The 22,862-nt window shown below is 70.2% G+C and carries 14 protein-coding genes; 8 read left to right on the plus strand and 6 right to left on the minus strand.

What is annotated here, in order from left to right:
- Nucleotides 1–36: 36 nt before the first annotated feature.
- Both OG933_RS29235 and OG933_RS29240 read right to left on the minus strand, forming a co-directional pair.
- On the minus strand, nucleotides 37–255 hold the full coding sequence (locus OG933_RS29235) for a hypothetical protein (RefSeq protein WP_020132980.1): 219 nt from the start codon (nucleotides 253–255) through the stop codon (nucleotides 37–39).
- A gap of 115 nt (nucleotides 256–370) precedes the next feature.
- Nucleotides 371–1,801 (minus strand): MFS transporter, encoded by a 1,431-nt coding sequence (locus OG933_RS29240; RefSeq protein WP_362524600.1) that lies wholly within the window; start codon nucleotides 1,799–1,801, stop codon nucleotides 371–373.
- Between the two features lie 101 nt (nucleotides 1,802–1,902).
- Here OG933_RS29240 and OG933_RS29245 point away from each other — a divergent pair, with 101 nt between their 5' ends.
- Complete coding sequence (locus tag OG933_RS29245; protein ID WP_405629632.1) at nucleotides 1,903–2,991, plus strand: helix-turn-helix transcriptional regulator; 1,089 nt, start codon at nucleotides 1,903–1,905, stop codon at nucleotides 2,989–2,991.
- Here OG933_RS29245 and OG933_RS29250 read toward each other — a convergent pair.
- A complete protein-coding gene (locus tag OG933_RS29250; protein WP_405629634.1) occupies nucleotides 2,981–4,426 on the minus strand; it encodes an MFS transporter in 1,446 nt (481 codons plus the stop codon). The genes OG933_RS29245 and OG933_RS29250 overlap by 11 nt on opposite strands.
- Before the next feature lie 211 nt (nucleotides 4,427–4,637).
- Here OG933_RS29250 and dusB point away from each other — a divergent pair, with 211 nt between their 5' ends.
- Complete coding sequence (gene dusB, locus OG933_RS29255; RefSeq protein ID WP_405629637.1) at nucleotides 4,638–5,792, plus strand: tRNA dihydrouridine synthase DusB; 1,155 nt, start codon at nucleotides 4,638–4,640, stop codon at nucleotides 5,790–5,792.
- 20 nt (nucleotides 5,793–5,812) lie between these two features.
- On the opposite strand, the gene OG933_RS29260 is transcribed toward dusB, so the two are convergent.
- The 3 genes from OG933_RS29260 to OG933_RS29270 form a co-directional block, all read right to left on the minus strand.
- Nucleotides 5,813–7,801: a CDP-alcohol phosphatidyltransferase gene (locus OG933_RS29260; protein ID WP_405629638.1), complete on the minus strand. Its 1,989-nt coding sequence runs from the start codon at nucleotides 7,799–7,801 to the stop codon at nucleotides 5,813–5,815.
- 153 nt (nucleotides 7,802–7,954) lie between these two features.
- Nucleotides 7,955–9,904, minus strand: coding sequence for a glycogen debranching N-terminal domain-containing protein (locus tag OG933_RS29265; protein ID WP_362524591.1), 1,950 nt, complete (start codon nucleotides 9,902–9,904; stop codon nucleotides 7,955–7,957).
- Nucleotides 9,901–11,679: an MGH1-like glycoside hydrolase domain-containing protein gene (locus OG933_RS29270; RefSeq protein ID WP_405629640.1), complete on the minus strand. Its 1,779-nt coding sequence runs from the start codon at nucleotides 11,677–11,679 to the stop codon at nucleotides 9,901–9,903. Before OG933_RS29270 ends, OG933_RS29265 begins: the two co-directional genes overlap by 4 nt.
- 120 nt (nucleotides 11,680–11,799) lie before the next feature.
- On the opposite strand from OG933_RS29270, the gene OG933_RS29275 reads away from it, so the two are divergent.
- From OG933_RS29275 to OG933_RS29300, 6 genes are all read left to right on the plus strand, one after another.
- Nucleotides 11,800–13,023 (plus strand): ROK family protein, encoded by a 1,224-nt coding sequence (locus OG933_RS29275; RefSeq protein WP_405629643.1) that lies wholly within the window; start codon nucleotides 11,800–11,802, stop codon nucleotides 13,021–13,023.
- 490 nt (nucleotides 13,024–13,513) lie between these two features.
- The gene (ppdK, locus tag OG933_RS29280; RefSeq protein WP_362524585.1) at nucleotides 13,514–16,261 is read left to right on the plus strand and encodes a pyruvate, phosphate dikinase; all 2,748 of its coding nucleotides are present in this window, start codon (nucleotides 13,514–13,516) and stop codon (nucleotides 16,259–16,261) included.
- 905 nt (nucleotides 16,262–17,166) lie between these two features.
- The gene (locus OG933_RS29285) at nucleotides 17,167–18,882 is read left to right on the plus strand and encodes an ABC transporter ATP-binding protein (RefSeq protein ID WP_405633553.1); all 1,716 of its coding nucleotides are present in this window, start codon (nucleotides 17,167–17,169) and stop codon (nucleotides 18,880–18,882) included.
- Between the two features lie 480 nt (nucleotides 18,883–19,362).
- Complete coding sequence (locus OG933_RS29290) at nucleotides 19,363–19,779, plus strand: hypothetical protein (RefSeq protein ID WP_405629646.1); 417 nt, start codon at nucleotides 19,363–19,365, stop codon at nucleotides 19,777–19,779.
- Between the two features lie 66 nt (nucleotides 19,780–19,845).
- On the plus strand, nucleotides 19,846–20,532 hold the full coding sequence (locus tag OG933_RS29295) for an ABC transporter ATP-binding protein (RefSeq protein ID WP_405633554.1): 687 nt from the start codon (nucleotides 19,846–19,848) through the stop codon (nucleotides 20,530–20,532).
- A complete protein-coding gene (locus OG933_RS29300) occupies nucleotides 20,529–22,826 on the plus strand; it encodes an FtsX-like permease family protein (protein WP_405629648.1) in 2,298 nt (765 codons plus the stop codon). The genes OG933_RS29295 and OG933_RS29300 overlap by 4 nt, the downstream gene beginning before the upstream one ends.
- Nucleotides 22,827–22,862: the final 36 nt, after the last annotated feature.

The raw sequence follows: 22,862 nt of genomic DNA on the forward strand, positions 1-22,862 counted from the left end.
CCCGCCGTGCACCGCCCCCTCCGGGACGGCCGAAAGTCATCGCGGCTCGCGGCCCTCCGAGGGATCCACCGTCGCCTGATGCGCCTCGGCGAGGTGTTCCTCGGCCTTCAGCCAGGGCAGGAACTGCGCCCCCTTGCGCCAGCCGCAGGTGTCACATCTGATCGTGCGCTGCACTCCCGCGCGCCGCACTCTGACGACATGCTCCCGCCCGTGCTGGTCCCAGCGGCTCACCTTGCTCGTGTTGATCTCCAGCACCACGCCTCCCGAAATCTCGGCCAGCAAGGAGTGTGCAGCAATACCAACATCAACAGGGGTTTCGTCCCGTCGAGTTGACCAAGCCGTTCCCCGAGGCCGGTCCGGGGCGCCGGAGTCACCCCACCCTGCGCGGCAGCCGCAGGCTCAGCAACCCCGTCACGACGACCCCGCCCAACTGCACGGCCAGCGTGGTGACCAGGGCGTCCCGCATGCCCATCCCCGGTACCAGGGACAGGAACAGGGTGCCGAGAGTGGCCACACCCAGCGCCAGCGAGGCCTGTTGGGTGGTCACCATCACCCCGCTGCCGACGCCCGCGCGGGCCGCCGGCACCTCGGACATCACGATCCGCATGACGACGGGCAGTTGGAGCGCCTGCCCCGCACCGGCGACCGCCGCGCCCGGCAGCAGCTCGACGAAGCCGACGTCCGGCCAGTCGGCGCGCACCGCCAGCAGGATGAGGACGACACCCACGCCCTGGACCACCGAGCCCGCCGTGACCACCCGGGCCCCGAACCGCGCCACCAGCCGTGGCCCGGCCAGCGAGACGAGGAAGAAGGCCAGGGCCATCGGCGCGAGCGCCAGACCGGCCGGCACCGGGCCCAGCCCCGCCCCGCTCTGGAGCGCCACGGCGATGACGAACATGAACCCGCTGAAGCCGATCGCGAACGGCACCATGATCGTCAGGCCGCGCCGCAGCGTGGTGAGCGCGAACAGGCTCGGCGGCACCAGCGGGGTACGGCCCTGCCGGTCGGCCCGCCGCTCCACCGCGAGGAACGCGCCCGTCACCAGCGGGAACGCGGCCAGCGACAGCCACGTCCACAGCGGCCAGCCCGCCGCCCGGCCCTCGGTGAGCGGGGCGAGCAGCGTCAGCAGGGCGGCGGCGAGGAGCACGGTGCCGGGTCCGTCCGCGGGCTCGGGGTGCTGCGAGCGCGTCTCCGGGACGGCACGGACGGCGAGGACGAGCCCGACGACCACGACCGGGACGTTCACGAGGAACACGGACCGCCAGCCGCTGCCGGCGAGGTCCGCGGCGACGAGCACGCCGCCCAGGATCTGGCCCGCGACCATGGCCAGCCCGGCGGTCGCGCCGTACAGGCTCATCGCCTTGGCGCGACGCGGCCCCTCGGTGGACGACTGGATGGTGGCCAGCACCTGCGGAACCATCGCGGCGGCCGACGCGCCCTGCGCGACCCGCGCCGCGACCAGCGACCACGCGTCCGGCGCGAGTCCGCAGGCCAGCGAGGTCAGGCCGAAGGCGGCCATGCCTCCCAGGAAGAGCCGGCGCCGGCCGAACAGGTCGCCGAGCCGGCCGCCCAGCACGAGCAGTACGGCGTACGCGAGCCCGTACCCGGCGACGACGAGTTCGAGGACGGACTCGCTCGCGGCGAGATCCCGGCCCATGGTGGGCAGGGCGACGTTGACGATGAAGAAGTCGATCAGGGGCAGTGCCGCGCCGAGCAGCACGGTGAACAGCCCGAGCGAGCCGAGCGCGCGGGGCGCCGCGACCGTCCGTGCGGCGGCTGGGGTGGCGATGGTTTCAGTCACGCTCCCGAGCCTGCGCCGCCGCTCAGACGGGTACCAGATGCTTCTTATCCTGGTAGAAGGAGTACCTGGCAACAGGGTCCGGACGGCCGCACGCTGGAGGCATGACGACGATGGCCCAGGAAGCACGCGCGCGCGAGGCCCAGCGGATCCGCGAGACCCAGACAAACCGTGAGGTCCAGGGAAACCGTGAGGTCCAGGGGGTCCGTGAGGTCCAGGGAAACCGTGAGGTCCAGGGGGTCCGTGAGGCGGGGGAGGTCCGCGAGTCGCGCGGGGCCGGCGGCTCGGAGATCCGGCGCCACGAACTGGCCGCCTTCCTGCGCAGCCGACGTGAGCGGATCACGCCCGAGCAGGTGGGCCTCCCGCGCGGAGCGCGCCGCCGGACGCCGGGGCTGCGCCGCGAGGAGGTCGCCCATCTCTCGGCGGTGGGCGTCACCTGGTACACCTGGCTCGAACAGTCCAGGGACATCCAGGTCTCGGTCCAGGTGCTGGACGCCCTGGCCCGCACGCTGCTGCTCGACCCGAGCGAACGGGCGCACCTCTTCCAGCTGGCCGCCGCGACCGACCCGACCCCCGCCTCGTCGTGCGCCGGGGTCACCGACGCCGTACGCGAGGTGCTCGACCAGCTCGACCCGCTGCCGGCCTGCGTCCAGAACAGCCGCTACGACATCCTGGCCTACAACCGCACCTACGCCCGTCTGCTCTGCGACCTGGACGCGATCCCGCCCGAGGACCGCAACTGCATGATCCTCGTCCACACCCACCCGCAGTGGCGCGAGTCGGTCGTCCACCTCGACGAGACCATGCGTCTGATGGCCGCGAAGCTCCGCGCCTCCATGGCCGGCCATCTCACCGAGCCCGCCTGGAAGATGCTGGTCAAGCGGCTCCAGGCGGAGTCCCCCGAGTTCCGTGAGAACTGGGAGCGCTACGAGGTCGTCGCGACCCGCAGCAAGACCAAACAGTTCCGCAACCCGCACGTCGGCCTCCTCGACCTCACCCACACCGACCTCTGGCTGAGCCCGGAACTCGGGGCGCGGCTGGTGACGTACGCACCGGCGGACGAGGTGACACGCGAGCGGCTGGAGAAGCTGTACGCGTTCGCGCAGATGTCTTCCGCGGAGGCCGAGGAGGGCGGCGGGACCGCGGAGATCGCCGAGGCCGCCGCGGCCGTGGAGCGCGGGGTCAGGCGCTGAGGCTCGCGGCCTCCCGGACCTCCGGCGACTCCAGCCGCCGCGCGGTCCGTTCCGCCGTCCGCCGGGCCCAGGGCCCGGTGGTCACGGCGCCCAGGACGAGGACGACGGCACCGCAGCCGGTGAGGATCCACCAGCCGGGGACGGCGGCGGAGACGAAGGTGGCGCGGTACGCCGAGGTGCTCACGCCCGCCGCCAGGACCGCGCCGATCACCGCGACGCCCAGCGTCTGGCCCAGCTGGCGGCTGGTGGAGGCGACCGCCGCCGCGACGCCCGCCTGACCGCGTGGCATGCCGGACACCGCAGTGTTCGTGATCGGCGCGTTCACGAACCCGAAGCCCACGCCGAACAGCACGTACCCGAGGAACAGCGTCACGTCGGCCGTCTCCGCCTCGAAGACGGCGAACAGCAGCCCGCTCGTCGTGATCGCGGCGCCCGAGACCAGCAGCGGCAGCCGCGGTCCCCGGCTGCCGACCAGCCGTCCCGACAGCGGGGCGCACAGGAACATCGGCACGGCCATGGGCAGCATCCACAGCCCGGCGTGCAGGGCGTCGAGGCCCCGTACGTTCTGGAGGTACAGCGTGGACAGGAACAGGAACCCGCCCAGTGCGGCGAACGCGGCGACCGCGACCACGGTCGCCCCGCTGAACGGGACCGACCGGAAGAAGCGCAGGTCGACGAGGGGTTCAGCGCGCCGGGGCTCGTACCGGAGCAGGCCGATCAGCGCGGCCAGCGACACCGCGGCGAAGGGGAGGCTGGTCGAGGCGCCCGCCTCCGGCGCCTCGATGATCGCGTAGGTGAGGGGGCCGAACAGGGCGATGACCAGCAACTGGCCGACCGGGTCGGGGCGGCGGGCCTTCGGCGCGCGGGACTCGGGGACGTACCGCAGGGTCGCCAGCAGGGCGACCAGGCCGATCGGCAGGTTGAGCCAGAAGATCGACCGCCAGCCGACGGACTCCACCAGGAGGCCGCCCAGCAGCGGTCCCGCGGCCATCGAGATGCCCACGACCGCACCCCACACCCCGATGGCGCGGGCCCGCTCGCGGGGGTCGGTGAACGTGTTGGTGATGATCGACATGGCGACCGGGTTCAGCATGGAGCCGCCGACCGCCTGCACCATCCGGGCCGCGACCAGCAGCTCCAGGTTCGGGGCGAGCGAGCACAGCAGCGAGCCGATCGTGAACACGACCAGCCCGGCCATGAAGACCTTCTTGCGGCCGATCCGGTCGGCGGTCGATCCCGCCAGCATCAGCAGCACGGCCAGCACGAGCGTGTACGCGTCGATCGTCCACTGGAGGCCGGCGGTGGAGGCGTGCAGATCGCTCTGCATCGCGGGCAGGGCGACATTGAGGACGGTGACGTCGAGGCTCACGATCAGCAGGCTCATGCAGCAGATCGCGAGAACCAGGAGCCGTCGGCGAGGGCTGAGCTCGGGCATGCGGTTCATCGTACGCCGATATCAATAGTGCGCCTAACTAATGGTCGCTACATGAGATGCCTGCGGCCGCGGGGGCGGTGACGGGTGCGAGCGCGGGGTCCGGGGGCGCGGGTGGAGGTGGGGGCGCGTGCAGGGGGGAGGGGAACGGGGGAGGGGGCGGGTGCGGGAAACCTGCGGCCGGGCACACCGTCCGATGCGTGACAATGGGTGGATGCCCACGACCGCGCCCACGAAGAACGCGACCCTCCGGATCGGCCCGCACCCCGTCATCCCGCCGGTCGTCCTGGCCCCCATGGCCGGGATCACCAACGCTCCCTTCCGGACCCTGTGCCGGGAGTTCAGCGGGGGCAAGGGCCTGTTCGTGAGCGAGATGATCACGACCCGGGCGCTGGTCGAGCGCAACGAGAAGACCATGCAGCTGATCCACTTCGACGCGACCGAGAAGCCGCGTTCGATCCAGCTGTACGGCGTCGACCCGGCGACCGTCGGCAAGGCCGTCCGCATGATCGCGGAGGAGGGCCTCGCCGACCACATCGACCTGAACTTCGGCTGCCCGGTCCCCAAGGTGACGCGGAAGGGCGGCGGCTCCGCGCTTCCCTTCAAGCGCCCTCTGCTGCGCGCGATCCTGCGCGAGGCGGTGAGCGGGGCCGGCGACCTGCCGGTGACGATGAAGATGCGCAAGGGCATCGACGACGACCACATCACCTACCTCGACGCGGGCCGTATCGCCGTCGAGGAGGGCGTCACCGCGATCGCGCTGCACGGACGCACCGCCGCCCAGCACTACGGCGGCACCGCCGACTGGGAGGCGATCGCCCGTCTGAAGGAACACGTCCCGGAGATCCCCGTCCTCGGCAACGGCGACATCTGGTCGGCCGAGGACGCGCTGCGCATGGTGCGCGAGACCGGCTGCGACGGCGTGGTCGTCGGACGCGGCTGCCTCGGCCGGCCCTGGCTGTTCGCCGACCTCGTGGCCGCCTTCGAGGGACGGACCGAGGACATCGCCCGGCCCTCGCTCCGCGAGGTCGCCGACATCATGGTCCGGCACGCCACCCTGCTCGGCGAGTGGATCGGCGACGAGCCGCGCGGGGTCATCGACTTCCGCAAGCACGTCGCCTGGTACCTCAAGGGCTTCGCGGTCGGCTCCGAGATGCGCAAGCGGCTGGCCATCACCTCGTCGCTCGCCGAACTCCGGGCCGGTCTCGACGAGCTGGACCTCGACCAGCCCTGGCCCACCGGCGCCGACGGCCCCCGGGGCCGCACCTCCGGCAACAACAGGGTCGTGCTGCCGGACGGCTGGCTGAAGGACCCGTACGACTGCGCGGGCATCAGCGAGGACGCGGAACTGGACACCTCGGGCGGCTGACGCGACGCCCCGCCCGGCGCTCAGCCCGTCGTAGGGTGCGGGGTCGAGCCGTACGCCTTCAGGAACCTGTCGCGGAAGGAACTCATCTTCCACACCGGGGCGTCGTGGGCCGGCTTCAGGCCGTCCGTCCAGTTCCAGGCGGCGATCTTGTCGAGGACCTTCGGGTCCTTGGCGACGATCGACACCGGCACGTCCCGGCTGGCGTTGTTGCCGCTGACCCGGCTGATGGGCTGGTGGTCGCCGAGGAACACCAGGACGGTGTCGTCGGTGCCGTAGCGCTCCAGCCACTGGGTGAGGGCGGTCACCGAGTACTGGATGGACCTGCCGTACTCCTTCTTGGACCTGTCGGAGTCGGCGATGACGTCGGACGCCTTCTCACCGTCCGCCTGGATGTCCTCGAACACCGAGCCGTCGCCGAGCTCGTCCCAGCCGACCATCTTCGGGATCGGCGCCCAGGGCTGGTGGCTGGAGGTCAGGATGATCTCCGACATCAGCGGCTTGTTGCGGTCGGTGCGGCCGTGCTCCAGCCGCTGGAACGCCTCCAGGGCGTACTGGTCGGGCATGGTCGACCAGCTGAACTTCGGACCCTGGTAGCCCATCTGGAAGGCGTTGTAGACCTTGTCGAGGCCGTAGAACTTCTGCTCCGGCCAGCCCTTCTGCACGCCCGGCATGATGCCGACCGTGTCCCAGGCGCCGGTCTTCTGGAACACCTTGGTCAGGGACAGGTGGTCGCTGGCCATGACCGTGCGGTACCGCTGCTGGGTGTCGACCCACAGGCCGGACAGGGTGGTGGAGTGGCCGAGCCAGCTGCTGCCGCCGTACGTCGCCGAGGTCAGCCAGCCGCTCTTCGCGCTGAAACCGGCCTTCGTCAGGGCCGCGGTGCTGGTGTCCAGCGTCTTGTCGACGCCCGGCGCCATGCCCGGGTCCTCGACGGCGCTGCGGCCGTAGCTCTCGATGAAGGCGAAGATGACGTCCTTGCCGCGCAGGTCCGGCACGAGCTGGGCGGCCGGGGTGGCCCCGAACGTGTCGCTGCGGGCCACCTTCCCGAAGGTCGCCTCGTCCTGGAGGGTCGCCCGCACCCGCCTGGCCTCGGAGGTGAGCGAGTTCACGACCTGGTCGGAGGCGACCGGCAGCCCGGCGTACTGGACCCCGAGGACCGAGCAGGTGATCCAGACGGTGCCCGCGATCAGCGTGCCCCTCGTCGCCCGCCGGGTGTCGCGCACCAGGATGCCGCTCAGCCGGACCGTGGCCAGCGCCATGACGGCCATGATCAGTACGACGAGGATGATCAGCCCGATCGTCGCGGCCAGCGCGACGGTCCCGCCCATCGAGTCCGCCACGTAGGACTGCGCGTCGTCCAGCAGGATCCAGTCCAGGACCAGGTCGAAGGGGCGGCCCAGGTACTCCACGAACTGCATGTCGAGCACGTTCAGGATGGTCAGCGCGCCGAGGGCCGCGCCGGCCAGCGCCGCCAGCGCCACCCGGGGCCGACGCGGCAGCGCCAGCAGCGCGGCCGCGCCGATGATCGCCTCACCCGGCAGCCGCACGAACCGGCTCAGGTGCAGTGCGAAGAGACGATTCGGCAGCGACAGCGCACCGAACACGAGCAGCAGAGAAGCGACGGTCGCCGCCCACCACACCACCCGAGCGGCCCGCGGATACCGCCCCCGCCACCCACGCCAGTACGAGACCCGCGCCCGAATCCCCCGAGCCTTGACCACCTCGGTGTACTCGTCGGCCTCGGTGGGCTCAGCGGGGTCGGTGGACTCAGTGGGCTTGTCGGTCTCGGTGGGCTTGTCGGGGTCGGGGACCTCGCCGGTCTCGGTGGCCTCGGCGGACTCACCGACCTCGGCGGACTCACCGACCTCGGTGGGGTTGCTGCCCTCGGCGGGCTCGCCCGGGGCGGTCGGGGTCCGTTCCGACGGGGTCTCGGCTGACGCGGTCTCCGCCGGCAGGGTCTCGGGGTCTTGCGGTGTGGGCGGCTGGGATGAGCGAGTGGTGACAGGCACCCGAGGGTCCTTCCGTACGAAGCCCGGCGGTTCGGGGGATCCGGCATGGGGCCGGATCCGCCACAGTTTCGTACGGCCTGCCTCGGGCTCGCGTTCAGCCGCCCTCGGCCAGCGCTCGGCAAACACCGCGCAAACGGCGCGCCAAGCAACCGGTCACGCGCCCCCGACCGCCGTGAGCAGCGCCAACGGGGCCGCCGCCGAACGGGACTCCCGTACACACGCGTGCGGGTACGGTACCGGCTCCGCGTGGGTGTCACGGCCGTAGCCCGCGAGAACCTCGGGGAGACGGTGCCCGGTCGCGGTCGCCGCGTCGACCAGCGCATGGGCGACCGTCCGGGCCTCGTCGTGCAGGCCGTAGCGGGCGAGGCCCAGCGTGATCAGCGCGTTGTCGTGCGGCCAGACCGAACCGCGGTGGTAGGAGAGCGGGTGGTAGGCCGGCTGCCCGGACGCCAGGGTGCGTACGCCCCAGCCGGAGAAGAAGTCCGGTTCGAGCAGCCGCCGGCCGACGAGCTCCCCGTACTCCTTGTCCAGCAGGCCCGACCAGAGCAGATGCCCGGCGTCCGAGGCGAGCGCGTCGACCTGGCGGCCCTCGCCGTCCAGGGCGATCGCCGGGAAGGAACGCTCCCGCATCCAGAAGTCCCGCTGGAACCGGTCCCGCAGGTCGGCGGCCGCCTGTTCCAGCAGGGCCGCGTACTTCTCGTCCTCCCACACCGTGCGCGCCACCCACGCCGTGCGGCGCAGCGCGTCGTACGCGTAGCCCTGGGCCCCCGCCGCCATCACCGCTCCGGTCGCGCGGGTGCCGTCCGCGGAGCAGATGGCGCCGGGGGAGTCCTTCCAGTTCTGGTTGGCCAGGCCTCCCTGGTCGGCCCGGTACACCAGGTAGCCGCGGGAGGTGAGCCCGCCGTGGTCCAGCATCCAGCCGACCGCCGCGCGGGCGTGCGGCTCCAGCCGGCGGGCGAGCGTCACATCACGGGTCTGCTCGACATACGCGCCGAGGAGGACGAGGAACAGCGGCGTCGCGTCCACCGAGCCGTAGTAGCGGCCGTACGGGACCTGCTCGAAGTGGGCGAGCTCGCCGTGCCGCACCTCGTGCACGATCTTGCCGGGCTGGGACACCGTACGCGGGCCGGTTTCGGTGGCCTGGGCCGCGGCGAGCGCGAGCAGCGTGGCGGCGGCCGGACGGGGCCGGTAGGGGAGGGCGAACAGCGAGGTGAGCAGGGCGTCGCGGCCCAGCAGGGTCAGGAACCAGGGGGCGCCCGCCGCCGGGACGCGCAGCTCCTCGCCGTCCGGCCCGGTCGCCTGGACCTGGAGCGAGGCCAGGTCCGCGAGACCGCGCGCACAGGCCGCGGCCAGCTCGGGCCAGCCGGTCGGGAAGGCCACCCCCTCCAGGAACTCGCCCTCCTGTGCGAGGAGTTGACCGGTGACCGAGGCCGGTGAGCGGGGCACCCGCAGGGCCCGCTTCTCACCGTGCGGCCGGGCCATCACCCGCAGGGTCAGCTCGGCGGAGCCGTGCGGTTCGAGCTCCAGCTTCCACACCAGCCGGCGGGCGCCGGTGCCGGTCTCCTCGATTCCGTCCGGCACGGGCTCGGCCGTCACCGTCGTACAGGACTTCCACTCGCCGCGCCGGTAGGTGAACTCCACGCCGTCGTCGAGGATCTGGCGGCGGCGGACGACGCCGGTCTTCGCGTACGTACGGTGGTCGGAGCGCAGTTCGAACTGGTCGGTGAAGTCGGCGTCGGCGGTGACCGCGAGGCGGACCGTCGTCGGCACCGGGCGGTTGCTGACCACCCGCAGCGACTCCACGAACGAGCTGTCACCGACGGCCTGTTCACGGAACAGCGTGCAGGACGGCGGCTCGTTGCGGCCGCCTCGCGGGACGAGCACGCACCGCGTGGTGTCCCCGTCCGCGACCGGCGAGAGCACCTCCGGCACGGCGCCGTCGACCGTCAGCTGCCAGCGGCTGAGGTGCCGGGCGTCCCGGACGAACAGCCCCTCGGGGGATCCCGCGGCCACCCCGGAGCCCCGTACGCCGCTGATGTCCCCGCGGTCGCCCACGGCGGCGAACGTCCCGCCGTACACGAGCAGATGATGTCGGTCCGTCATCCCCGGTCCCCTCCCTTGAGAGCCGTGATACCCGTGCCGGCCGGGATTCCCGGGCCGGCCATGACACCCGTGCCTGACGTGGTGTCGTCGTGCAGCAGGTCGAGCGTGAGCGCCGCGGTCCAGCTGAAGCCGGTCGCGCCGCATGCCTCGCCGGTGTACGGGTCGACGTACTCCGCGAAGTCGGAGGTGTCCGCGATGTCCAGCACGGCCCCGCGCAGCGCGTCCGCACCGGCCTGGTCGCCGTGCAGCCTGAGGCCCCGCTCGAGCAGCCAGCTCGTGTTGAACCAGGCCGGGCCGCGCCAGTAGCGGTGCGGGTCGAAGGCCTCGCCCCGCAGGTCGTAGCTGGGCACGAGGCGGGTGGTGGTGCCCAGGCCGAAGTGCGGGCCGCGCAGGGTGTCCACGAGAGCGGCGGCCACCTCGCGCGGCAGGCCGGGCAGCAGAAGGGGGACGAGGCCGGAGACGCCCCGCTCCGGGACGAGGGCGCCGGTGAGCGGGCGCCGGCCCGGGTCCGGATCCCCGCCGCGCAGATCACGGCAGAAGAACATGCCCTCCGCCGGGTCCCACAGCCGCTCGACGAGCGCCGCCGTGAGCCGCTCCGCGCGTGCGTGCCGGGCCGTCCCGGTCGCGCCCAGCTCGTGCGCGATGCGCGCGAGGGCGTGCTCGGAGGCGATGAGCAGCGCGTTGAAGGCGGGATCCTCGACGGCGAACTCCGCGCCCCCGGCGCCGCCCCCGCCCCCCGCACCGGACGCGTTCTCGTAGCCGCCGCCCGGCTTCCGCCCGTCCTGCGGCCTGCTGCCCTCGTCCCGCCCGCCCTGCTCCCGGCCGCCCTGTTCCCGACCGTCCTGCTCCCGGCCGCCCTGTTCCCGGCCGCCCTGCGGTCGGCCGTCGAGGTGTCCGCCGTCCCGTACCCGGCCGTCGCCGTGTCCGCCGTCCCGCGCCCCGCCTTCGCCGTACGCGCTGTCGCGCACTCCGCCGTCGCGGTATCCGCCGTCCCGGTACTCCGTGGCCAGCCGCACGTACCGCCCGTAGTCCAGGTCCGTCGGACGGTCCTCGGGCGCCCCGTGGTCGAGGTCGGCGCGCCGGAACGAGCGGGCCGGGGCCGGGGCGACCCGGGAGAGCGGCGCGTCCCAGCTCGGCGCGTTGTCCATGCCCTGCTCCCACGGATGGACGACGGACACCAGCCCGCCCCCGCCCAGGTCGCGCCGGTGCAGCAGATAGCGGTGCCAGGCGGCCAGCCGGGGGTACACCCGGGTGAGGAAACCGCGGGCGCGCGAGAGTCCCGGATCGGCGCAGTGCACCAGCCAGGCCGCGAGCGCGTGCACCGGTGGCTGCACGATGCCGGAGGTCTGTACGGTGCGCGGGGCGCCCGCAGCGCGCCCCGCGGTCGAGGAGCGCCAGAAGTCCGGGCTCGGGAAGTACGCGTCGAGCGGCACGGAGGGGTTGAACACGATGTGCGGGATGCGCCCGTCGCCCCACTGGGCGTCCAGCAGCGTCTCCAGCTCCGTCTGCGCCCGGCGCGGCGAGACGTGCCGCAGGCCGATGGCGATGAAGGCCGAGTCCCAGGACCACTGGTGCGGGTACAGACCGGGTGAGGGAACCGTCGACGTACCCGTCCAGTTGCCCGCCAGCACGCTCGCCGCCCTACGGCGCAGAGCGGCGAGGTGCGGAATGCCGGGTGCCGGGGCCCCGAGGTGCGGCGGACCCGGCGGACCCGCCGGATCGTATGCAACGGCGTACTCCGCCGGGCGGGCGATGAGCTGGGCGGTGCGATCCACTCGGGGCTCCCCGAAGACGACAAGGCCGACCGGTTCGGCAGTGGCTACCATAGGGTTACGTCTATTTAACACGCAAAACTCAATATGTAATGCAGGCTTGAGAAACACAAGGGGGTGCGCATGACGGGACGAGGCCAGGCCAGCTCCGGAGATCTGCTCGAACTGGTGCGCAGGGGACGGGCGACGACACGTGGTGCCCTCCAGCAGGCCACCGGCCTCTCCCGCGCCACCGTCGGCCAGCGCCTGGACCGGCTCTTCCGCGCCGGCTGGCTGCGCGAGGGGGCCGGCGGCCCGGTCGACTCCCCGCTGGGCGGCCGTCCCTCGATCACCCTGGAGTTCGACGACGCCCACGCCGTCGTCCTGGCGGCCGACCTGGACACGCGGCACGCGCGCGCGGCCGTGCTGACGCTGACCGGGGAGATCCTGGCCGAGCACGGCGGCACGCTGGTCATCGAGGACGGGCCGGACGCGGTGCTCGGCGAACTGGGCGGCTGGTTCGCCGAGTTGCTGGAGAAGGCGGGCCACCGGCCGGACGAGGTGTGCGGCATCGGACTCGCCGTGCCCGGCCCGGTCGACAGCGAGACCGGCCGGGTCGTCCAGCCGCCGATCATGCCCGGCTGGGACGGCTACGACATAAGGGGCCGGCTGTCCCGTGCCTTCACCGAACGGACGGCGGGCGGGAGCGCGGGCGGATACGGCGGCGCGGTCGCGGTCCCCGTCCTCGTCGACAACGACGCGAACCTCATGGCGTACGGCGAGCAGCGCACCGGATACGCCGACTGCACGGCGTTCGTGCTGGTCAAGGTATCGACAGGCATAGGCGCGGGGGTCGTGGTCGGCGGCTCGATCTTCCGCGGCATCGACGGCGGGGCCGGCGACATCGGGCACATCCGGGTGGGCGCGGAGGCGCTGTGCCGCTGTGGTTCCTACGGCTGTCTCGCGGCGGTCGCCAGCGGTGGCGCCGTGGCACGGAGGCTGGCGGAGTCGGGTGTCCCGGCGTCCTCGGGATCGGATGTGCGCGACCTGCTCGCCGCCGGTCACCCGGAGGCGGCCGCCCTGGCCCGTGAGGCCGGGCGCCGGGTCGGGGACGTACTGGCGACCGTCGTGACGCTGCTCAACCCCGGGGTTCTGATGATCGCCGGAGATCTGGCCGGAACCGCCTTCCTGACGGGCGTGCGCGAGTTGCTCTACCAGCGCGCGCTGCCCCGCTCCACGGCCCACCTCGATGTGGTGACCTCGCGGCTGGGGGAGCGGGCGGGCCTGGTGGGAGCGGGTGCGCTGGTCGTGGAGCACCTGTACGCGCCGGAGCGGGTCGAGGAGCGGTTGCTGGCGCTCGGGGTGTGAGGGACGCTCGTGTGACGGGACTCCCGGGAACCCCCGGGAGGCTCGTGTGACGAGCAGGTTTCCATCCCTGGGCGGGTCTTCGGGTGCGTCCGCATCGTGAAATCGGGGCGTCCGCACAAGGCTGATTCCAGCGTGATTCTCGCCACCCCTGAGGGGGGTAGTGCTCAGATGAGCGAATCCGGAGCGACTGCACTTCTCCAAGGGGTGGCACTCAGTGCCACCCCTTGATCGTTCATCGATCGAAATCAATCGTGCCGCACAGTGCTCATCTGAGCGTAATATGGGGCATGTGAGAGGCCGTCGGGAGGTGCTTGCGTTCAAGAAGTGAAAACATCGGCGGCCGTGCGCTTGCCAAGCCTTGACTTTCGATCCGCTGGCGGACGGTTGGTTACGGGCACATGACGCGCGAGTGGACGTACCCAGGAGCCTTCGATCTGGGTATGTTCCTGGCCGTCAGGGCAGCCACCGAGTCCTCGAGGAGTCGAGACCCGTGTCGGAAAACAAAGATCTCCAGGTAGCCGAGCAGGCCGCGACCGTTGAGGGCGTGAAGTTCGTCTACGACTTCACCGAGGGCAACAAGGAGCTCAAGGATCTCCTCGGCGGCAAGGGCGCGAACCTCGCCGAGATGACCAACCTGGGCCTTCCGGTCCCTCCCGGCTTCACCATCACCACCGAGGCCTGCAAGGTCTACCTCGACAGCGGCGAGGAGCCGGCGGCACTGCGTGACGAGGTGAGTGCGCACCTCGACGCGCTGGAGCAGCGCATGGGCAAGAAGCTCGGCCAGGCCGACGACCCGCTGCTGGTCTCGGTCCGCTCCGGCGCCAAGTTCTCGATGCCCGGCATGATGGACACGGTCCTCAACATCGGCCTCTCCGACAAGTCGGTCCAGGGCCTCGCCAAGCAGGCCGGCGACGACCGCTTCGCCTGGGACTCCTACCGCCGCCTGATCCAGATGTTCGGCAAGACGGTCCTCGGCGTCGAGGGCGAGCTCTTCGAGGACGCGCTGGAGGCCGCGAAGACCGCCAAGAAGGTCACGGTCGACACCGAGCTGGAGGCGTCCGACCTCAAGAAGCTGGTCACCAAGTTCAAGCGGATCGTCAAGACCGAGGCCGGCCGCGACTTCCCGCAGGACCCGCGCGAGCAGATGGACCTCGCCATCCATGCGGTCTTCGACTCCTGGAACACCGACCGCGCCAAGCTCTACCGCCGCCAGGAGCGCATCCCGGGCGACCTGGGCACGGCCGTCAACGTCTGCTCGATGGTCTTCGGCAACCTGGGCCCCGACTCGGGTACCGGCGTGGCGTTCACCCGCGACCCCGCCTCCGGCCACCAGGGCGTGTACGGCGACTACCTCCAGAACGCCCAGGGCGAGGACGTGGTGGCGGGCATCCGCAACACCGTCCCGCTCGCCGAGCTGGAGTCGATCGACAAGAAGTCGTACGACCAGCTCATGCAGATCATGGAGACGCTGGAGAACCACTACAAGGACCTCTGCGACATCGAGTTCACCATCGAGCGCGGTCAGCTGTGGATGCTCCAGACCCGCGTCGGCAAGCGCACGGCGGGCGCGGCCTTCCGCATCGCCACCCAGCTCGTCGACCAGGGCCTGATCGACGAGGCCGAGGCGCTCCAGCGGGTCACCGGCGCCCAGCTCGCCCAGCTGATGTTCCCGCGCTTCGACGACGAGGCGAAGGTCCAGCAGGTCGGCCGGGGCATCGCGGCGTCGCCGGGCGCGGCGGTCGGCAAGGCGGTCTTCGACTCGTACACGGCCGTCAAGTGGTCCCGCTCCGGTGAGAAGGTCATCCTGGTCCGCCGTGAGACCAACCCCGACGACCTGGACGGCATGATCGCGGCCGAGGGCATCCTGACCTCGCGCGGCGGCAAGACCTCCCACGCGGCCGTGGTGGCCCGCGGCATGGGCAAGACCTGTGTCTGCGGTGCCGAGGAACTCGAGGTCGACACCAAGCGCCGCCGGATGACGGTCCCCGGCGGTCACGTGGTGGAGGAAGGCGACCTGATCTCGATCGACGGGTCGTCGGGCAAGGTCTACCTGGGCGAGGTCCCGGTGGTCCCGTCCCCCGTCGTGGAGTACTTCGAGGGCCGGATGCACGCGGGCGCCAACGACGCCGACGAACTGGTCGAGGCGGTCCACCGGATCATGGCCTTCGCGGACCGGAAGCGCCGCCTCCGGGTCCGGGCCAACGCGGACAACGCCGAGGACGCGCTGCGCGCCCGCCGCTTCGGCGCCCAGGGCATCGGCCTGTGCCGTACGGAGCACATGTTCCTCGGCGACCGTCGTGAGCTGGTCGAGCGCCTGATCCTCGCGGACACGGAGACCGAGCGCGAGGAGTCGCTGAAGGCACTCCTGCCGCTCCAGAAGCAGGACTTCGTGGAGCTGTTCTCCGCGATGGACGGTCTCCCGGTCACGGTCCGGCTCCTGGACCCGCCGCTGCACGAGTTCCTGCCCGACATCACCGAGCTGTCGGTCCGGGTGGCCCTGGCGGAGTCCCGTCAGGAGCCCCACGAGAACGAACTCCGGCTCCTCCAGGCCGTCCACCGTCTGCACGAGCAGAACCCGATGCTGGGCCTGCGCGGCGTACGCCTCGGCCTGGTCATCCCCGGCCTGTTCACCATGCAGGTACGGGCGATCGCCGAGGCCGCCGCCGAGCGCAAGACGGCGAAGGGCGACCCGCGCGCGGAGATCATGATCCCGCTGGTCGGCACCGTCCAGGAGCTGGAGATCGTCCGCGAGGAGGCCGACCAGGTCATCGCGGAGGTGGAGGCGGCGACCGGCGTCCAGCTGAAGCTCTCGATCGGCACGATGATCGAGCTGCCGCGCGCCGCGCTGACCGCCGGTCAGATCGCCGAGGCGGCGCAGTTCTTCTCCTTCGGCACGAACGACCTGACCCAGACGGTGTGGGGCTTCAGCCGCGACGACGTCGAGGCCTCCTTCTTCACGGCCTACCTGGAGAAGGGCATCTTCGGCGTCAGCCCGTTCGAGACGATCGACCGGGACGGCGTGGGCTCCCTGGTGAAGCTGGCGGTGGAGGCCGGCCGCGCCACCCGCCCCGACCTCAAGCTGGGCGTCTGCGGCGAGCACGGCGGCGACCCGGAGTCCGTCCACTTCTTCCACGAGGTCGGACTCGACTACGTCTCCTGCTCGCCGTTCCGGATCCCGGTGGCGCGGCTGGAAGCGGGCCGGGCGGCCTCGCAGTCGACGGGCAGCGACCACCGCTGACGCCCCGATAACCCCGGAGCCGCCGCCGGTCCCCGACCCTCACCGATCGGCGACGGCCCCGGCGCACCACGGAGGACGGCACCCTGTGCGGGGGTGCCGTCCTCTCGCGTTCTCTTCCCGCGCGTTCTCTTCCCGCGCGTTCTCTTCCCCGCCATCCGCCTGCGCGGTCCGCCTGCGCTGATCAATTCACGCAGGTCAATGCGGCACTCCTAATGAATACCAAGGAAAATACAAGGTTTTCACAGCATGTTTTCGCGCATTGAATTCTGAGTTTTCTCTTCGGGTCCTGACGGTGCGTGTTAAGTTCCTTCTCGTCGGGCGGCGGGATCGCTCAGGGTGACGACTCTGATCCATGACCCGCTCGTGCGGAATTCCCCTCCCGTGCAGATGCCGCAAACTCAGAAGGAGTCGCTATGAGCTTCAGGGTGATTGCACCGCTCGGCCCCCGGCGGAACGCGGACGCGAATGCGAACGCCAACCCGAACCCGAATCCCGGTCAGGTTCCGCCGCCTGCCCAGCAGTCGAGGCGCCGTCGTCCGCGTCCCGGTGAGCCCGCGCCCCAGCGCCCCGGCTTCTGACCGAGAAATACCTGGGGAAAGGGGAGGGCCGTCGGTGTTCCGGCGGCCCTCCCGCCGATCGGGTGAAGCCATGGAAGCAATGTGCGCCCGGTCGAATGTGAGGGGAGAAATATGCGTGCGCCCGAGAAGTATTCAGGGACCGATTATCCTCGGCATATCCCACCGGGTATGGAACTGTCCGCATACGGCTTACCGATAGCCCGGAACACCGGTGACGACGCTCCCGGTGGCGAGGCTCCCGGGGACGACACTCTCGGTGACGGCGACGGCACGCCCCCGGCGCCCCCCACCCTCTCGCCCCGCGCCGCCTTCCGCCGTTTCTGGCCCATGACCAAGGGGCTGCGCCGCTGGCTCGTGGGTGTCTGGCTCTGCACCGTGCTGGGCGCGCTCGCGGAGACCGCCGCGATCCTGCTGTTCGGCGACCTCACCGACAACGCGCTCCAGAAGGGCTCACTGGACGCCTTCTGGTCCCCGGCGGCCCAGTGGCTCGGCATCGCCGTGGTGGGCGCGGCCGTCGGGTACGCGGGCGGCTCCCTCGCCGTCTGGGTGTCGGAACGGTTCGTGATGCGCCTGCGCGAGCACGTCTTCGACCATGTGCAGAAACTGCCCCCGCACTTCTTCCAGCGCCACCGCCAGGGAGACCTCCTCTCCCGGCTGACCGGCGACGTCGAGGCGATCGAGCAGATGGCCGTCTCCGGGCTGATCGGCACGGCGTCCGCGTTGTTCAGCGCCGTCTTCTACGCGGCGGCGGCGTTCTGGCTGCGCTGGGAACTCGCGGCGGCGACCTTCCTCCTCGCCCCTCTCTTCTGGCTGGCCGCCCGGAGGTTCGCCGCCGGTGTCCGGTCCGTGGCACGCGAGGGCCGGGTCGCCGACGGCGCGGTCACCTCGGTGGTGGAGGAGTCGCTCGGCAACCTCGTCCTCACCCAGGCGTACGGCCGCCAGGACGCCGAGCGCCGCCGGCTGAGCCGGGAGGCCACGGCGTGGTTCCGGGCCGCCGTCCGCTCGGCCCGGCTCAACCAGGCGTACGGGCAGCTCGTCCAGGTCATCGAGACCGTGTGCGTCCTGGCCGTGATCGGCATCGGGGTCTGGGAGATCTCCGAGGGTCAGATGACGCTCGGGCAACTGCTCGCCTTCGCCGCCCTCCTCAGCTACCTCTACCCGCCCATCCGCAGTCTCGCCCAGCTCGGCCTCCTGATCTCCGGCGCCACCGCCGGCGCCGAACGGCTCGTCGAGGTGCTGGACACCCGGCCCGCCGTCGCGGACCGCGCCGGCGCCACCCGGCGGGAGACCGGACGCCCCGACGGCGTCGTCGAGCTGCGCGACGTCTCCTTCCGCTATCCGGGGGCGCCGACCGCGGCCCTCGAATCGCTGACCTTCACGGCGCGGCCGGGAGAACTGGTGATCATCACCGGCCCGAGCGGCGCGGGCAAGTCCACGGTCTCCAAACTCCTCCTCCGCTTCTACGACCCCGACGCCGGCTCCGTCCTGCTGGACGGCACCCCGCTGCACGACTTCCCGCTCGAGCGGCTGCGCGAGTACGTCACGCTGCTGCCGCAGGAGACCCTGGTCCTGCACGACACGGTCCGCGCGAACATCGCCTGCGGCCGGCCCGGCGCGAGCGACCACGCCATCGAGGAGGCGGCCCGGGCGGCCGACGCGCACCAGTTCATCACCGCGTTGCCCGAGGGGTACGACACCTGGATCGACCCCAACTCCGCACGGCTGTCCGGCGGCCAGCTGCAGCGCCTCGCCATCGCGCGGGCCGTGCTGCGCGACGCGCCGGTCCTCGTCCTCGACGAACCGACCACCGGACTGGACGCGATCGCCACGCGCCGTATCGTCGAACCGCTGCGCCGGCTCATGGCGGGCCGCACCACGATCATGATCACGCACGACCTCAACCTGGCGCCCGACGCCGACCGCATCCTCGTCGTCGACCGCGGCCACCTGGTGGAAACGGGCCGCCACGAAGCCCTCCTCACCCACGCCGGCACCTACGCCCACCTCCACGGCTCCCAAACCCTCACCTGGGCGGCGTCCTGACCTGCCGGCCCAGCTGCCGTCACATGCGATCAACAACGGCGTGATCGTTCAGCTGGGCGCAGTCTCGGTCTGCAGGTCCGCGAAGCGTCCTACCTGCCCAAACTGACCATCGCCACAACGGCAGCCCTCCCGGCCCCAGCAGACGGAACCCTGACCTTGACTGTCGACGACGCCCCGACCGACCCTGCGGCGGGGACAACCTATGCGGGGTCTCTGGTGGTCAAGAAGGCAAGGCAGGGCTGAGGCGAGGGTACGAAGTAGCGGCGCCCGCCCTTCACCGGTCGACGGCGCTGGCGCATCGAGGAGGACGGCGTCTTGTGCGGGGGAGCCTTCTCGCGCGTTGGCGCGAGGTGTCTGAATTTCGATCACCTGATGTGGTGGTGAATGGACGAGTGAAGGTTTCAGCACGTTAGGTTTCCACTACTTTCTGTGATTACCGGTGGTCGTTGGGGTTGCTGGGGCATGCAGAGGGGTCTAGGGATGAAAAGGGCTGTTGTCGGCGCACTGGCGTTCGGACTGTTTCTCGTGGGGGCGGGAAGTGCGGTCGCGGACTCCTGGCGCGACATCAAACTCACGACGACCACGGGTGCTGTCTTCGAGGGTGCGGAGTACCGGTTCAATCCGCCGGAGCGAAACCACGGCTCCTTCGAGTGGCGAGGGAATCTGCGGGACGACGACTTCGGGGATGGGCACAACATCTACCTGCAGGTTCGAGTCGAAAGCCACGGATGGGTCCGCTACAACGGGAAGCAGCGGCAGAGCGTGCGCCTGCATCACTCGAACTGGGACGGGGCGCAGCGGTACACCGACAACGCTGAGATTCGGGTCTGCCGTAACCGCGGGAGCCTGCATCCGGACAACTGCTCCCCTACCCGGAAGTTCTCGGTCACTCGCTAGCAGCCTTCTGTACTCCACAGCCCAGGTGTCCGCATCTGGGCTCCCTCTCGTCATAGAGGAACCAACATCAACACGTCAGAAGTTCTGTCTGCCAAGGGTGTCGACCTCTTCTACGGTGAGACGCCCGCTGTCCGGCACGCCGACATCAGTCTTCGCCGTGGCGAAGTCGCGGCGATCACCGGGCAGAGCGGATCCGGTAAGTCTTCGTTGCTGTACTGCCTCGCCGGGGTCCTGCCCGTGGCGCGCGGGGAGGTCCGCTTTGAGGGGCGCGCCCTCGGTGAACTCGATGACGAGGCACTCAGCGCGCTGCGCCGTGAGCGCTTCGGATTCGTTTTCCAATACGGCGAACTCCTCCCTGAGCTGACCCTAGAGGAGAACGCCGCTCTGCCGCTGCGCCTGGCCGGGCAGCGCAAGGCGGAGGCGCTAGCCGTTGCTGGCGAGGTTCTCAGCCGGTTGGGTCTTTCCGATTTGCGGCAGCGGCGCCCTTCGCAGGTGTCCGGAGGGCAGAGTCAACGCATCGCCGTAGCAAGGGCGTTGGTGCATCAGCCCGCTGTGGTGTTCGCCGATGAGCCGACGGGTTCACTCGACAGCGCCAACTCCACGACCGTACTGGATGAGTTTCTGTCACTTGCGCGTTCCCAGGGGACGGCGGTAGTGCTCGTCACGCACGATGCCCAAGTGGCCTCCCGAGCCGACAACCGGTACACGATGCGCGACGGTGTTCTTTCGGTCCTAGATCGGGAGTCGAAATGAAAGAACTCCTTTTGGGCCTGCGGCTCTTGTCGCGCAGTGGGAGAGGAAACCGCGTGCGCTTCCTCCTCATGGCCGGAGGCAGTGCGATCGGTGTGTGTTGCCTGGCCATGGTGCTCGCGATTCCAGCGATCCTGGCCACTCAGGACGGACGCAAAGCGGCGCGTGAGGCAGATTGTCGCCGCGATGATCGCCGGGTCTGTATCGACTCTGACAGGGCTCCTCTTGAGCTCGACCTAACGGACCCGTACGGCTCTCGGCCCATGATCCGCATCTTTCATGCGCCGGGCGCCATCACCATCGCTCCTCCGCCAGGGCTGAGAAAGCTTCCGTCTCCTGGCGAAGTATTCGTGTCCCCAAAACTGCACGAGGAGCTAAGGAAAGAGCCGGGCCTCGCCCAACTGGTGCCGGGGCGCGAACAGGGCCTCATTGGCGCTCAAGGGCTTGCCCATCCTGACGAGCTGTACGCGTACATCGGCGTCAGCCGCGATCAGCTGAAGGATGGACATGCCGTGACTTCCTACGGGAGGTCGTATACGCATGACGAGACAGTGGAGCCCTCGACGCTGGATATCGTGCGCTTCACGCTGGCGGGCGTCGTACTGCTCCCATTGGCTGTCTATCTGTCGGTGTGCGCACGGTTGTCGGCTGCGGCTCGCGCTCGTCGACTCGCAGCCCTTCGGCTGCTCGGATTGAGTAAGAAGGGCGTTCAGCGGGTCAATGCGGCTGAGACGGTCGCTGCGGCGCTGCTCGGAGCGGTGTTCGGTCTGGGTATCTATGCGGTGGTCAATCAACTCATCTCCCGCGTGGGCCTTCCTGGCTTTCGGTGGTACCCATCGGACGGGTCGCTGTCCCTCTCTAGCGCTCTAATCTGCCTGATTGGTTGTCCGGCGCTCGCCTGGTTCGCAGGATCGGTCGGAGCCAGGAAAGCTGCGGCGAACCCGTTGGCTGTGCGGCGCGGTGCGGTTGAGAAGCCGCCTGCCAGGTGGGGATTGCTTCCGCTCCTGCCAGGTCTGGGTGTCATCACTGCGTATTGCGTGGCTGGCGCTACAGGGCACGAGCCTCGGGATTCCTCTCTCTCGTCGCTCTTGATGCCGCTCGCCGTCGTTTCAGTGGGCGTCGGGCTCGTGCTGGCGCTTCCGATTCTCTCTCGGACCTTGTCCCGGTCGGTGGCTCGTACCAGCCGTTCCCTTCCTCTCGGCCTGGCAATGCGGCGCAACGAGATGGAACCGGGTGGGGCCCTGCGGGTTGCGACCGGCCTGATCCTGTTGGTCTACGCGGCATCGCTCGCGCAAGGCGTGCTCATCGAGCTCGACCAAGTGACAAAGAATAGTTCGCCTGTTCAGCCCTATGTCCTGCCCCTTGAGGGTATTTCCGAAGAGAAGCAGCGAGCTTTCGAAGAAGTGGCGGGCGTCAGAGGTCACTTCGTTCGAATGAATTCATGGTGGGATCACAGCAGTGACGATTGGCCTCATACCCTGAGCATGGTTGTCGCAAATTGCGATCAACTGCGCAAGATGGTGCCGACGGCGCACGGTTGTCTGAACGGACGCTCTGTTCGACTTGTGAGCGATGGCCAGATTTATGACGAGGACAGCAGGCCGGGCTCTGTCTTTCCGTTCCTGCTGCATGACAGCAAGGGCCAGAAGCAGTTCCTGAAGGTACGGGTACCTGAGCGGACGCTTAAATATCAGGACGATGATGGAGAGGCTCTAGTCGATAGCGGAGAGATGTTTGTCCCGCCTTCTTCTCTCCCTGCGGGCTTTCGCCCTGATTCCGCAACACTAGTCCTCCTCAGCAGCTCAGCGCCCGAAACTGTGCGCTCGGTCCTCGACGGTCTTGGCGGAGTCGATCCCACCGCCCAAGTCGAGACTCCCGGCGTAGTGGTTACCGCCCTTCAACAGATCACCGTGGTCAAGACGATCCTCGCCATGGGTATGGTGCTCGGTCTCATCATCGGTGTAGCCGCTTACCTTGTGGCTGCCACTGACCGCGCGGTCGAACGTCGGCCTCAGGTGACTGCCCTGTCTCTGCTCGGTGCCAGGCCTCGGACGTTGCGGGCTGTGCAGGTGGCGCAAGTTGTGTTGCCGCTTGCGGTGGGCTTGGTGTTGGCGGTCGTTGCCGGGAAAGCGGCCGAGTCCAGTTACCTGGTCACCGGTGGTGGCGAGGTTTTCTGGGACGGGGCTGGTGTGCCGTTGCTGTTGGCCTGCGCTCTAGGCGTGGTGGCGGTCGCCGCCGTCGGGTCCCTGCCGCTGATCGGTCGGCGTATCGATCCGGAGTTGATTCGGCGCGATTGACGGGTGGCGGTCGGATGTGGATGCGGGCGGCACCCT

Origin of the sequence: Streptomyces sp. NBC_00016 (genome assembly GCF_045040885.1) — a bacterium.
Classification (GTDB): Bacteria; Actinomycetota; Actinomycetes; order Streptomycetales; family Streptomycetaceae; genus Streptomyces; species Streptomyces coriariae.

Excerpts from the sequence above, each read along its gene's own strand:
- OG933_RS29285 (WP_405633553.1), top strand. The coding sequence starts at position 17,167 with ATGACCAAGGGGCTGCGCCGCTGGCTCGTGGGTGTCTGGCTCTGCACC.
- OG933_RS29250 (WP_405629634.1), bottom strand. The coding sequence starts at position 4,426 with ATGCCCGAGCTCAGCCCTCGCCGACGGCTCCTGGTTCTCGCGATCTGC.
- OG933_RS29265 (WP_362524591.1), bottom strand. The coding sequence starts at position 9,904 with ATGACGGACCGACATCATCTGCTCGTGTACGGCGGGACGTTCGCCGCC.
- OG933_RS29275 (WP_405629643.1), top strand. The coding sequence starts at position 11,800 with ATGACGGGACGAGGCCAGGCCAGCTCCGGAGATCTGCTCGAACTGGTG.
- OG933_RS29245 (WP_405629632.1), top strand. The coding sequence starts at position 1,903 with ATGACGACGATGGCCCAGGAAGCACGCGCGCGCGAGGCCCAGCGGATC.
- OG933_RS29300 (WP_405629648.1), top strand. The coding sequence starts at position 20,529 with ATGAAAGAACTCCTTTTGGGCCTGCGGCTCTTGTCGCGCAGTGGGAGA.
- OG933_RS29290 (WP_405629646.1), top strand. The coding sequence starts at position 19,363 with ATGAAAAGGGCTGTTGTCGGCGCACTGGCGTTCGGACTGTTTCTCGTG.
- dusB (WP_405629637.1), top strand. The coding sequence starts at position 4,638 with ATGCCCACGACCGCGCCCACGAAGAACGCGACCCTCCGGATCGGCCCG.